Genomic DNA, 12,604 nt, shown 5'->3' with positions numbered 1-12,604 from the left:
TGCAGGACGCAAGGCACTTAATCTATAGAAATCAGATAGGTATAGTTCACATCAATTTGGCGCATTTTTGAGTCTTGATTCCACTGCGCAATTTCGATGATTTCCAGTTCCACGCTGCCTTTCACTTCATGCCGTAGGCCCGGCATCACATGGGTGATCAAATAGGCAAAAAACTGCGCGCATTCTTTCGCCGTGCCTTGCCGGGTAATCGAGATATATTCCCGTGTTGGAATATGGATGTTATCTATCTGATGACCGGAAAGAATATCCCCGCGGTGCTGTGTTTCGACAGCCATTGCATGAACCGCTGAAAACTCACCCTCATCGCAGCTACGCCCGGAGTGAATGCTATAAACTTTATGGCAATCGCTACTTAATCCTTTGAAAAAATGCGAAAAAATCTCATCTTTCATCGCCATGCACGATGAATGTTCAATACCGTCTACGACGTCGAAATCCAACTGCCGCGAAAAACCCACTAAATGCATTTCTGGCAGCGTCAATCGCTTCACCTCAGGGTAATAACCCTTTTCGTATTGCGCATCAAAACTGAAACGAGGCATCAGGTTTTTCACATCCCATTTGTCCATTGAGCGGTAGCGGTTCGGCGTGGTGCCAAAGCGCTGTTTGAACATACGGGTAAACGTCTGTTGTGAGTCGAAACCTAATTCATCAGAAATATCAATAATTGTACGATGGGTGATACGTAGGGCAACGGCCGCCCGCGTCAGGATACGCGAACGGATGTAGGTAGCCAGTTGAATGCCAGTAATGCGCTTAAACTTACGTTGTAAATGCCACTTGGAATAGCCAGAAATACGCGCGACTTCGTCCAAGTTTGGGCGGGTTTCCAGATGTGTCTCGACCCACTCAATCAGCTCTTCAATAAAAAAAATATCTTCATTTGCCATTATTATGCATTCATCAACTCAATATTATTCCGGATGGTAACTTACATGGATTATGTAAAAGTTATTATTTTGTGCGAAAATACCGGTAACACTTCATATCTGTTAATTAGGGATATTAATATATCGCTGATAATTTATCCTGTTAATGGTTATGTCAAATTTAAGCTAGCGCAAAATGTAGGCCAGAAAAATCACACAATTGCCTTAACCGCGGCTCAACGCGTGCTAAACGCTGAGTATCCCTATCATCAATGCGTATTACGCAGGTGAGGAATAAGGTAGAATGCTGCGCTAACAATTTTCCTACGTCCGTTACGCGGCGTTTAGAACCTGCCGTTACTACGGCAAAGACAGGTGTCGTCACGCTATGAAGTTCAGGCCAGTAAAACAAACAGCTGCCAAAAGCTTACATATTGCCAGTTCTCCTTTCACACATAACCAGCAAAACACCCGTCGCATCATGCTTTGGGTTATGTTGGCCTGTATTCCTGGCCTCGCCGCTCAGGTGGTGTTCTTTGGCTACGGTAGCCTGGTTCAAATCGCATTGGCAATGGCGACGGCATTGCTGGCGGAAAGCGCCATCTTAGCAATACGTAAACAGCCCGTTCGTGCGCGCTTGGCCGATAACTCCGCCCTGCTGACCGCTATACTGCTCGGCATCAGCCTGCCACCGCTGGCGCCGTGGTGGATGATCGTCATTGGTACGGCTTTTGCGATCGTCATAGCAAAACAGTTATACGGCGGCTTAGGGCAAAACCCCTTTAACCCGGCAATGGTGGGCTACGTGGTGTTGCTGATTTCCTTCCCGGTACAGATGACCAGTTGGTTACCACCGGATGAACTGCGTGCCACCGCCCTCTCAATACCGGACGTGATGCTGACGATCTTTACCGGCCATACAACACAGGGCACCCCACTGCATGAGCTGCAAATGGGCATTGACGGTATCAGTCAGGCCACACCGCTCGACAGCTTTAAAACCGGCTTACGCAGTGGTCATCCGATCGATGTTGTACTGCAAACCCCTATATTAAGCGGTGCGTTAGCGGGTATTGGCTGGCAGTGGGTAAACCTGGGGTTTCTGGCCGGCGGTGTGTTTATGCTTGGCCGCAAGCTGATTCACTGGCAGATTCCGTTCAGTATGTTGGCGGCAATCGCCTGCTGTTCGGGCTTAGCCTATTGGTTAGACCCTGCTCAGCAGGCTTCGCCGCTTATCCACTTGTTTTCTGGCGCGACAATGCTAGGTGCTTTCTTTATCGCCACCGATCCGGTCAGTGCGTCAACGACGCCTCGCGGTCGTCTGCTCTACGGTGCCCTGATTGGTCTGTTAGTCTGGCTGATTCGCGTTTATGGCGGCTATCCTGATGGCGTGGCGTTTGCCGTTTTGTTGGCGAATATCACCGTGCCGTTGATCGATCACTATACGCAACCGCGTGCTTACGGCCATCGCTAGGGAGCCATCATGCTGCAATCAATGAGAAAGCATGGCACGACGCTGGCCTTGTTTGCCGCCGTCACTACCGGTTTAACCGCGGTGGTCCATGCGTTGACACAAAAAACCATTGCTCATCAGGCCGCGCTTCAGCAAAAAGCGTTGTTGGATCAGGTCATTTCACCTGATTTTTATGACAACGACATGCAAACCGAATGCTATTGGGTCAGCGATCCTGCCTTGGGCAACGACCGCCCACATCGTTTATATCTGGCGCGTAAGCAGGGGCAACCGATCGGGGCGGCTCTAGAGACTACCGCGCCCGATGGTTATTCCGGTGCGATCCAACTGCTGGTTGGCGCTGATTTTAGCGGTAATGTTTTCGGCTCACGCGTCATTGAGCATCATGAAACACCGGGGCTGGGCGATAAAATCGAGTTGCGTATCAGTAACTGGATCACCTTTTTTAGTGGCAAAAAAATTGATGGCCCAGACGATGCACGTTGGGCGGTGAAAAAAGACGGCGGTATGTTCGATCAGTTTACCGGCGCGACCATTACGCCACGCGCGGTCGTCAACGCCGTGCGGCGCACCGCATTGTATATGGAAACGCTGCCGTCAAAACTTGACACATTACCTACCTGTGGAGCCAGCGAATGAGTGAAGCGAAAACGTTAATGATTGAGGGGTTGTGGAAGAATAACTCCGCACTGGTGCAACTGCTCGGGCTTTGCCCCCTGTTGGCCGTCACGTCTACCGCCACTAACGCGCTTGGGCTAGGGCTGGCGACCACGCTGGTGTTGGTGATCACCAATGGGTCGGTTTCCGCCCTGCGCCGCTGGGTGCCCAGCGAAGTACGTATTCCTATCTATGTGATGATCATCGCTGCAGCAGTTAGCATCGTGCAAATGCTGATTAATGCCTACGCCTTTGGTTTGTATCAATTGCTAGGGATCTTTATTCCACTGATCGTAACCAACTGTATTGTGGTTGGCCGCGCTGAAGCCATCGCCGCCCGTAAGCCTGTAGGTCTGGCGCTGATTGACGGCTTGTTCATTGGCCTTGGCGCCACGGCAGCCATGTTTGTGCTCGGCGCAATGCGCGAGCTTATCGGCAACGGTACGCTGTTTGACGGCGCGGACTTGCTACTGGGCAGTTGGGCTAAAGTACTACGGATAGAAGTCGTACATTTCGACAGCCCTTTCCTGCTGGCCATGTTGCCACCTGGCGCATTTATCGGCCTCGGCCTGATGTTAGCGGCGAAATATGTGATTGATGAAAAGATGAAAGCGCGCAAAGCCAACGGCGTGGTGTCTAAACCCCCGTTGGAGCAAGAGCAGCCAGGGAAAGCCTAATGAATAAGCAAAAACGTCTGGAAATTCTGACCCGTCTACGTGATAACAACCCACACCCGACCACGGAGCTGGTATTTTCCAGCCCGTTTGAGCTACTGATTGCCGTGCTGCTGTCGGCACAGGCGACCGACGTCAGCGTTAATAAAGCCACCGCGAAGCTTTATCCCGTTGCCAATACCCCTGCCGCCCTGCTGGCGCTTGGCGTAGATGGCGTCAAGGCGTACATCAAAACCATCGGTCTATTTAATAGCAAGGCCGAGAATGTGATCAAAACGTGCCGCATTTTGCTGGAACAGCACGGTGGTGTCGTTCCTGAGGATCGCGCGGCGCTCGAAGCGCTGCCTGGTGTCGGACGCAAAACGGCCAATGTGGTGCTGAATACGGCCTTCGGCTGGCCTACCATCGCCGTTGATACGCATATTTTTCGCGTCTGCAATCGCACCCGTTTCGCGCCGGGTAAAAATGTCGACCAGGTAGAGGAAAAATTGCTGAAGGTGGTTCCCGCAGAATTTAAGGTTGATTGCCACCACTGGCTGATCCTGCATGGCCGCTACACTTGCATAGCGCGTAAGCCGCGCTGCGGTTCCTGTATCATTGAAGATCTGTGTGAGTACAAAGAGAAAGTTTATCCTGACGCCTGACCTATTGGCTGCGCTGTGCGCCCGCACCAGCGCAAAATGTTGCCCCGTTTTTTATCAGAAATGTGATACCGCACAGCAGTAACCCTATCGCCGCGATGGACTTGGGTAGAAGAACACGGTTTAACTTAATTTCAAGCAAAAAATTAGCATAAATTTGCAAACAAGATCACATTTTGTCAGCCGCACGGCGTGCGCAAGTGAACCGCGCGCGCACTCCATTTTGTATAATGTTTTATATCATTACATATGCATGACATTGCAAGGCATATAAGTCACTCTGTACGGATATCATCTAGTATGCAACGAAATGGCAGAACATATCACTAGCTATAAGCTGCGTAGCTTTTGAGTGATATAAAAAATCGCAAAATAAATAAAACACCAACGTTAATTCTGCATAACATTTGCAACATAGTTGCATAATGTCGTTGTCGTTATATGTAACGGGATATGTCAAAAAGCTTGCCACACTGACAAAGATAGTGAACATTAACCGCCGTCATTACATCTTATAACAACGCAGAAGGATGCGGACTTGCATCACCTTTTGTATTTCCCGTTTTCTTGACGGGTTGTGAAAAATAGAGGTACCAGTGTCAACAGCAAACAACAAACATCCAGAAGACGTGAGTTTAAACGCCTTCAAACAACCCAAGGCGTTTTATTTGATCTTCTCGATCGAACTTTGGGAGCGCTTCGGTTATTACGGCCTGCAAGGCATTATGGCCGTGTATCTGGTCAAAATGCTTGGCCTGAGCGAAGCCGATTCCATCACCCTGTTCTCTTCTTTCAGCGCGCTGGTCTATGGCTTCGTGGCGATCGGTGGCTGGTTGGGCGATAAAGTCCTCGGCACCAAACGTGTCATTATGCTCGGCGCATTGGTGCTGGCAGTAGGCTACGCGATGGTCGCTTACTCGGGTCATGACATCTTTTGGGTCTATCTTGGCATGGCAACGATCGCCGTAGGTAGCGGCCTGTTCAAAGCTAACCCCTCTTCTCTGCTGTCTACCTGTTATGAGAAAGACGATCCGCGTCTTGATGGCGCGTTTACCATGTACTACATGTCGGTCAATATCGGTTCCTTCATGTCAATGCTGGCAACCCCTTGGTTGGCCGCTAAATACGGTTGGAGCGTCGCTTTCTCATTGAGCGTTGTCGGCATGCTGATCACCTTGGTCAACTTTATGGTTTGCCACCGGTGGGTTCGCCAGCACGGTTCTAAACCTGATTTCAAACCGCTGCAACTGCAAAAGCTGCTGATGGTGGTCATTGGCGTCGTAGCGCTGATCGCTCTTTCCAGTTGGTTACTGCACAATCAGGTTATCGCTCGCTGGGCGCTGGCTATTATTTCTCTGGGTATTGTGATCGTATTCGCCAAAGAAACCTTTGCCATGCGCGGCGCCGCTCGCCGTAAAATGATCGTGGCATTTTTGCTGATGCTCGAAGCGGTGGTGTTCTTTGTTCTGTACAGCCAGATGCCAACTTCACTGAACTTCTTCGCTATTCATAACGTGGAACACAGCATTTTAGGCGTGGCTTTCGAACCGGAGCAATATCAGGCACTGAACCCATTCTGGATCATGCTGGCCAGCCCGATTTTGGCGGCGTTATATAATAAGATGGGCGATCGTCTGCCGATGCCGCACAAGTTCGCTTTCGGTATGATTTTGTGTTCAGGCGCGTTCCTGGTACTGCCGTGGGGAGCCAGCTTCGCCAATGAGCAAGGTATCGTTTCCGTTAACTGGCTAATTCTGAGCTACGCACTGCAAAGTATCGGTGAATTGATGATCTCCGGCTTGGGCTTGGCGATGGTGGCACAGTTAGTTCCACAGCGTCTGATGGGCTTTATTATGGGCTCTTGGTTCCTGACCACTGCGGCGGCAGCGTTGATTGCCGGTAAAGTCGCGGGTCTGACGGCGGTGCCAAGTGATGTGAACGACGCACATGCTTCATTGGCAATTTATAGCCACGTGTTTATGCAAATCGGTATTGCTACGGCGGTTATCGCCATCTTGATGATGCTAACAGCACCGAAGCTGTATCGCATGACACTGGATACTGCTGAAGACACCGAAGAGAAAATGCAGACAGCCTCTGCAGCTAACTAAACTACGTTTGACGATCGGCTAACAATACCGGTGTCATTCACATGCCGCTCAGCGATGCCTGAGCGGCATGTAACATTGTTTGGTGACACTCATCTTTGCACATTACCCTATACCTTTCCCAGCCTTTGTCAGTACCGTTGACGCAGCTCAGAAACCGATATCGATTTACCCCACTTTTGCGCGAACTCTCCCACGCTATATTGGCTTAACACCTTTAACGCAGGATCGCGTGCCGCCCCCAGCGCTTATCACCAGCTTTAAGCCGGTGGATAATGGATTAAATCGTGGATACGTACGGGGCGATCGCTACTGTTGCGGTAAGCATGTGGGCAATCAGCCTGAAAACGCATCGCTTCACCGGCCGCCAAAACCGACCATTGACCATTAATTTCCAACTCTAATTCACCGCTGATCACCACCACATGTTCAATAACGCCAGGCTCGTGAGCCGAAGACTCGCTGAACGCGCCAGGCGCTAAATCAATCACAAACATATCAAATCCGAGTTGTTGATCGTAAGGAAACAGCGGCACGACTTGCATTGCCGCATTCTCTTGATGGAATACCGGCAATTCACCGTGACGGTGTAACGTAGGCTGCGGTTGCGTTGAACGCTCCAGAAAAGCCGAAAAGGACACATTAAAACCGGTGGCGATTTTCCACAGCGTGGCAACCGTTGGGCTCGACTCACCGCGTTCAATTTGGCCTAACATCGCCTTGCTCACGCCGGTATATTCAGCCGTTTGCGTCAAGCTCCAGCCACGTTGTCCGCGTAGGTCTTTTAAGGTTCGTGCTAAATGTTCGCCCAAATCTTGCATGCGTTCCTCCTCAGTAAAACGCCTGATTATAGTCACTTGTACGTTATAGCGCACGATGCTATGCTTGAAACTTATCGTGCGTTATAACGCACAATCCAATATGGTGAACGACATGCAACCACCCATTTCTTTACGTGACTTGACCCTCCCGGCCGTTATCGCTGGCTTTGTCGCGGTTTTAGTGGGATACACCAGTTCCGCCGCGATTATCTTCCAGGCCGCCGCCGCCGCTGGGGCAACGCCGTTGCAGATCGGCGGCTGGTTGACGATGCTCGGACTCGGCATGGGGCTGAGTTCTTTAGGGTTATCGCTGTATTATCGCACCCCGATTCTCACCGCGTGGTCAACGCCTGGCGCAGCATTGCTGGTGACCAGCCTACCCGGCACCACCATAAACGAAGCCATTGGCGTATTTGTTTTTGCATCAGGATTAATTCTGCTGTGTGGCGTCACCGGGATCTTCGCCCGCATGATGAATTATATTCCGCAGGCTATTGCCGCTGCCATGCTGGCCGGAATCCTGTTACGGTTTGGCTTGGATGCGTTCGGTGCACTCCAGACAAACTTGGCGCTTAGCGGTGGCATGTGTCTGGTTTATCTGTTGGCTAGGCGCTACCTGCCACGTTACGCTATCGTTTTGACCTTATGCGCCGGGTTGGCGATCGCGGCATTGCAAGGCAACCTTTCCTTTGCTCAACAGACGTGGGCATTGGCTACACCGGCGTTTATTGCACCGCACTTCACACTTTCCACGCTGTTAGGCATCGGCATCCCCTTTTTCATTGTTACGATGGCGTCGCAAAATGCGCCCGGAATTACAACGCTAAAAGCCGCTGGCTACCAGGTACCCACTTCACCCATCATTAGCTGGACGGCGCTTACCGCCCTGTTGTTGGCGCCTTTTGGCGGATTTTCGGTGTGTATTGCCGCCATCACGGCCGCAATTTGTATGGGTCCAGATGTGCATCCCGACCCCAAACGACGCTATATGGCAGCAGTGGCCGCAGGTCTTTTTTATGTGCTTGCCGGCATCTTTGGTGGCGCGATCGGGCTGTTATTCAGTGCGCTACCTCCGGCGCTTATTCACACCATCGCCGGTTTGGCATTACTGGGGACGATTGCGGGGAGTCTGCAACGGGCGTTGCACGATGAGCACCAGCGTGATGCGGCAGTTATCACCTTTTTGATTACTGCCAGCGGTGTCAGCTTATTAGGCATCGGCGCAGCATTTTGGGGATTAATTGGCGGAGTGATAGCGCATGTGATCTTCTCCCTGCCTCGCCGCCCCTCGTAAGCCAAAATAACCCCTGTTCTTATCGACACTCAATGAGTTGGCGTAAAAAATCACCGGCTCCTTCCGCCAGCTTAAAAAGCCGCGTTATCTTTTGCGGTTGGGTAGAAAGATCTGGTAGTTTACGGTTAACATTATGAGTAATGGGTAGTTATGCAAAAAAAACCGGTTTTGCACGAAGCCAGACAGCTGAAACGCTTGAATGCCGCGACGCGACGGCAATCTCACGTCTACAAATGGATTGCCTTTATCGCGGTATTAGATGCATTACTGGTGTATTACTATGACAAGGATATGCGTAATATCCTCTTTTCTACTGCCGTGGCTATCGTGTGCGGTTATTTATGGATTCGCGATCGCAATAAAGCGCGCGCTTATCGCCGTGAGTTTGATGAAAAATTTGGTCATAAGCATACCGATTAACTCCTCACTTCGCATACTTTAGCGCTGCCGACAAACCGGGCGTTGTTCATCAAGCATCCGCTACAGATGAACCAATGAGGCAAGAAAGCGTTTGCCGTGCATCGGTTCATTCCCGGTGAAAGCCCCGGGTAACAATACTTTCGCCCGCCTCACTCTAAACGCGTACCAACCGCGGTAAAAACGTGCGTCAAACAGCGTATATGTTCCACTTTCAGGAACCTTATCGCTGGTAAACGAATAAAGCGTTACCTTAACAGCATATTCTGGCGTAAAGATGCGCTACACTGAAAATCAACTTCGCCGACCCAGGTTATAAAAATGAAAAAACTGACGCTGAAAGAAATGACAGAAAGCGAACAACGTGAAGTGAAAACAGAATTGGATAAAGCGCGTAAAAGCCATGGCCGCCCACTGACTAATGCCGAGCAAAACAGAGTAAAAGATGAGGCCATCGCGCGTATTGCCGCGGCCAGAGAAAAAATAGCCAAAGCCGCTCGTGCCGAACGCAAGGCTAATCGTGTAAAACCCAGCGGAGAAACCTTCAACTGGGCTTCTTCTATCAGCAGCCGCCCCCATCGCTGAACCCAGTCCACCAACGGTGAGCTCAGACTGTTGAGGTCCGAGCGTAGCGATGGGTTCCGTGGCGTAAGCCGCCGGAGCGCCCCTCGCTATGCTCAGGTTATCAGACAATGTTGTCGTCAACCTCACGCTGCCAACAGTGCCTTATTCTTTAACTTCTTGGTTCCCCTGCCGTTGCACCTAAGCGGCAAAAAACTATCATTTATAGCGTCGAAATATCGCGTCTTCGTTATCTAAAACAACGTAAAAGGATTCATTTCCATTTAAGGAATAACCATGCCTACGAGACGGAGGCAGAGACGCTCATCAAACAGTCACAACCTGCCCGCACTGAGACATGCACCCCCTCGCCACTTCATTAGTGAAACTCATCTGCCCGCTAACGTCATGAATAACAATGTTAATAGTCTGTTATGAATTGACAGTCTATCGAACTCTCCTCATCATAAAACTTTGTTTATCTGTAAGTTCTCAAGGACATTGTTATGGCCGCTTTTTCTGGTATTTGGGTTGCGCTGGTTACGCCTTTTCACCACAACAAAATCGATATCCCGGCGATAAAGAAATTAGCGCAACGCCTCATTAGCGCAGATATCGATGGATTAGTGGTTTGTGGCTCAACCGGTGAAGCCGCAGCGCTCAGTAAGGAAGAACAGTTGGCCGTGCTGGATGCGGTACTGGACGTGGTTCCGGCGCATCAGGTGGTGATGGGATTATCGGGCAATAATATGACCGCTACCTTGCAGATGCAGCAAGAGATTCAACAACGCAATATAGCTGGCTTACTCATACCCGCACCGTATTATATTCGCCCGTCGCAGTCTGGTTTGATTGAGTATTTTACCACTTTGGCTGATGCCTCCCGCGTTCCCGTTATCCTGTACAACGTCCCGTATCGAACCGGCATTGCGATGGAGTTAGCCACACTTCGCCAGTTGGCACGTCACCCGCAAATCCAAGCGGTCAAAGACTGTGGCGGCAATGCGGACACCACCATGGCGTTGATCAGTGACGGAATGATTGATGTGCTGACGGGGGAAGATAATTTGATCCTTTCCACGTTGTGTTTAGGCGGAAGTGGCGCAATTTCCGCCTCCGCACACCTTTGCCCAGAACGGTTCGTACAGCTGGTGCAACACGTTGCCGCCGGCGATCTGGCGGCGGCGCGCGCCAATTTTTATGCGTTATTGCCGTTAATACATCAATTATTCAGCTTCCCGAATCCTGCACCGGTGAAGGCCGCATTGGCGTCAGAAGGCCATATCCACAACGAACTACGCTCGCCCATGCAAACCGCACCGCAGACGCTACAACATCAAATAGCAGCGACATTGGCACAATTAGCACCGATTGACGAACCCGTTATCTAAATATGTTAACTCTGATGCTGTAAGTTCTGCTTTATGGATCTAGGATAAAAGGTTAAGCATGCCTGTCATTTATCGTTATCAAGGAGTCTTACGATGAAACTGTTCTATAAAGCTGGCGCCTGTTCACTGTCACCGCACATTATTTTACGTGAGGCTGGTCTGGATTTTACCGCGGAAAAAGTCGATCTGGCGCAAAAAAAGACCGAAAGCGGTGCCGATTACCTGACGATTAATCCAAAGGGGCAAGTGCCAGCCTTACTGCTTGATGATGGCAGTCTGCTGACAGAAGGCGTTGCTATTGTCCAATATCTGGCCGATCGGGTGCCGGATCGGCATCTCATTCCAGCGGTGGGTACGCTCTCACGCTACCACGCCATTGAGTGGCTAAACTTTGTAGCAACTGAACTGCACAAAGGCTTTAGCCCTCTGTTTAATCCGCAAACGCCTGATGAGTATCGGGCCATCGCACGGGCAAAACTGGAACAGCACTTTAGCTATTTAGACGGGATATTGGCACAACAACAGTATTTACTGGGTAGCCGGTTTAGCGTCGCCGATGCTTATCTGTTTACCGTACTGCGTTGGGCCGTAGCCTTACAGTTCGATCTGCAACAGCATTCGCACCTTTCAGCATATATGAAGCGTGTAGCGGCGCGCCCGGCTGTAGACGCGACGCTCAATGCTGAAGGATTAAAGTAACCGCCGTTTGCCCCCGCAAACATGCGGGGGTAGTTCGATTACAGTTTCACGGCAGCAAAGTGACACTGAGGTTGTACAATACGATCCTGTGCCGCAACCACCTGCAGTTCATACTCGCCCATTTCCTGCGTTACCAGCATGACGTCGTATACTGCGGCAGTCACGTGCTCCAGGGCTTTATCTAATGCCTCACCTTTCAGCAGGTTAACCAATAATAAACCACTGGTCAGATCGCCTACGCCTACCGGCTGACGCACACCAAAGTCCACCAGCGGACGGCTGATATGCCAAGCCTCTTCTGCGGTAACCAACAACATTTCGAAGCAATCCGGGTGATACCCCGCACGGCTGAGGTGTTTTACCAACACCACTTTCGGCCCTTTGGCCGTCAATTCGCGCGCGGCGGCAACGGCCTGCGCTACGCTGCCAATTTCCCGCTGAGTAAGCTGTTCTAACTCCAAAATGTTTGGCGCGATCATGTCGCTGCACGGCAACGCCTGTTGACACAAAAACTCTGCCACGCCCGGCGCAACGATACAGCCCTTTTCTGGGTGCCCCATCACCGGGTCACAAAAATACCAGGCTTTGGGATTCGCCTGTTTTACCTGACGAACAATATCCAGAATATGACAGCCCTGCTCCGGTGAACCGATATAGCCGCTTAACACGGCATCACAATGTTTCAGTTGATCGATAGCCGCGATGCCTTGTGCAATTTCACTCAGATGGCTGGCGGGCATTACGCACCCCGTCCACTGGCCATACTGGGTATGATTTGAAAACTGCACGGTGTTCAGCGGCCAAACGTTGACCCCCATACGACGCATCGGAAATTCTGCAGCGCTATTACCCGCGTGGCCAAATACCACATGCGATTGAATAGATAGGATATTTTTCATTATTCTGAATTGAGTCCACAGGTGGAATCTCCCCACCTTGATGAATAATAAAGGGGCCTTGATAGCCCCTTGGTATTA

Annotated in this window: 13 protein-coding genes; 10 read left to right on the top strand and 3 right to left on the bottom strand. The window is 50.7% G+C overall.

The features are described 5' to 3' along the window. Positions 1-17: 17 nt before the first annotated feature. Positions 18-911 carry a helix-turn-helix domain-containing protein gene (locus ACQKDS_RS07895; protein WP_399668375.1) on the bottom strand — a complete coding sequence of 298 codons (894 nt, stop codon included), beginning with the start codon at positions 909-911 and terminating at the stop codon, positions 18-20. Positions 912-1,278: 367 nt separating this feature from the next. Here ACQKDS_RS07895 and rsxD point away from each other — a divergent pair, with 367 nt between their 5' ends. The 5 genes from rsxD to dtpA all read left to right on the top strand — a co-directional run bounded on the left by rsxD (position 1,279) and on the right by dtpA (position 6,447). Further along, positions 1,279-2,364, top strand: a complete 1,086-nt coding sequence (gene rsxD, locus ACQKDS_RS07890) for an electron transport complex subunit RsxD (protein ID WP_399668378.1) — start codon at positions 1,279-1,281, stop codon at positions 2,362-2,364. A 9-nt stretch (positions 2,365-2,373) separates the two neighbouring features. After that, positions 2,374-3,003, top strand: a complete 630-nt coding sequence (gene rsxG / locus ACQKDS_RS07885) for an electron transport complex subunit RsxG (RefSeq protein ID WP_399668381.1) — start codon at positions 2,374-2,376, stop codon at positions 3,001-3,003. Then, on the top strand, positions 3,000-3,698 hold the full coding sequence (locus ACQKDS_RS07880) for an electron transport complex subunit E (RefSeq protein ID WP_399668384.1): 699 nt from the start codon (positions 3,000-3,002) through the stop codon (positions 3,696-3,698). Before rsxG ends, ACQKDS_RS07880 begins: the two co-directional genes overlap by 4 nt. Continuing rightward, the gene (gene nth / locus ACQKDS_RS07875) at positions 3,698-4,339 is read left to right on the top strand and encodes an endonuclease III (RefSeq protein ID WP_399668387.1); all 642 of its coding nucleotides are present in this window, start codon (positions 3,698-3,700) and stop codon (positions 4,337-4,339) included. Before ACQKDS_RS07880 ends, nth begins: the two co-directional genes overlap by 1 nt. 593 nt (positions 4,340-4,932) lie before the next feature. Next, positions 4,933-6,447, top strand: coding sequence for a dipeptide/tripeptide permease DtpA (gene dtpA / locus ACQKDS_RS07870; protein ID WP_399668390.1), 1,515 nt, complete (start codon positions 4,933-4,935; stop codon positions 6,445-6,447). A gap of 257 nt (positions 6,448-6,704) precedes the next feature. Here dtpA and ACQKDS_RS07865 read toward each other — a convergent pair whose 3' ends face one another. Continuing rightward, complete coding sequence (locus ACQKDS_RS07865; RefSeq protein WP_399668393.1) at positions 6,705-7,265, bottom strand: helix-turn-helix domain-containing protein; 561 nt, start codon at positions 7,263-7,265, stop codon at positions 6,705-6,707. 112 nt (positions 7,266-7,377) lie between these two features. Between ACQKDS_RS07865 and ACQKDS_RS07860 the strand changes: the two genes are divergently transcribed. The 5 genes from ACQKDS_RS07860 to gstA all read left to right on the top strand — a co-directional run bounded on the left by ACQKDS_RS07860 (position 7,378) and on the right by gstA (position 11,627). After that, positions 7,378-8,559, top strand: coding sequence for a benzoate/H(+) symporter BenE family transporter (locus ACQKDS_RS07860; protein WP_399668395.1), 1,182 nt, complete (start codon positions 7,378-7,380; stop codon positions 8,557-8,559). A gap of 150 nt (positions 8,560-8,709) precedes the next feature. Continuing rightward, complete coding sequence (locus tag ACQKDS_RS07855) at positions 8,710-8,979, top strand: hypothetical protein (RefSeq protein WP_399668398.1); 270 nt, start codon at positions 8,710-8,712, stop codon at positions 8,977-8,979. Between the two features lie 318 nt (positions 8,980-9,297). Next, positions 9,298-9,561, top strand: a complete 264-nt coding sequence (locus tag ACQKDS_RS07850; RefSeq protein WP_399668401.1) for a DUF3811 domain-containing protein — start codon at positions 9,298-9,300, stop codon at positions 9,559-9,561. A gap of 482 nt (positions 9,562-10,043) precedes the next feature. Continuing rightward, entirely contained in the window at positions 10,044-10,928 is an 885-nt protein-coding gene (gene dapA / locus ACQKDS_RS07845) for a 4-hydroxy-tetrahydrodipicolinate synthase (protein WP_399668404.1), read from the top strand. 93 nt (positions 10,929-11,021) lie between these two features. After that, positions 11,022-11,627, top strand: coding sequence for a glutathione transferase GstA (gstA, locus tag ACQKDS_RS07840; RefSeq protein WP_399668407.1), 606 nt, complete (start codon positions 11,022-11,024; stop codon positions 11,625-11,627). Positions 11,628-11,665: 38 nt separating this feature from the next. Here the strand turns inward: gstA and pdxY are convergent, their stop codons facing one another. After that, complete coding sequence (gene pdxY, locus ACQKDS_RS07835) at positions 11,666-12,526, bottom strand: pyridoxal kinase PdxY (protein WP_399668410.1); 861 nt, start codon at positions 12,524-12,526, stop codon at positions 11,666-11,668. Positions 12,527-12,604: the final 78 nt, after the last annotated feature.

This window comes from Serratia sp. NPDC078593 (assembly GCF_050268245.1).
Classification (GTDB): domain Bacteria; phylum Pseudomonadota; class Gammaproteobacteria; order Enterobacterales; family Enterobacteriaceae; genus JBNNGK01.
The sequence above is the reverse complement of the archived record's forward strand: the minus strand, read 5'-3'. Positions and strand labels throughout refer to the sequence as shown.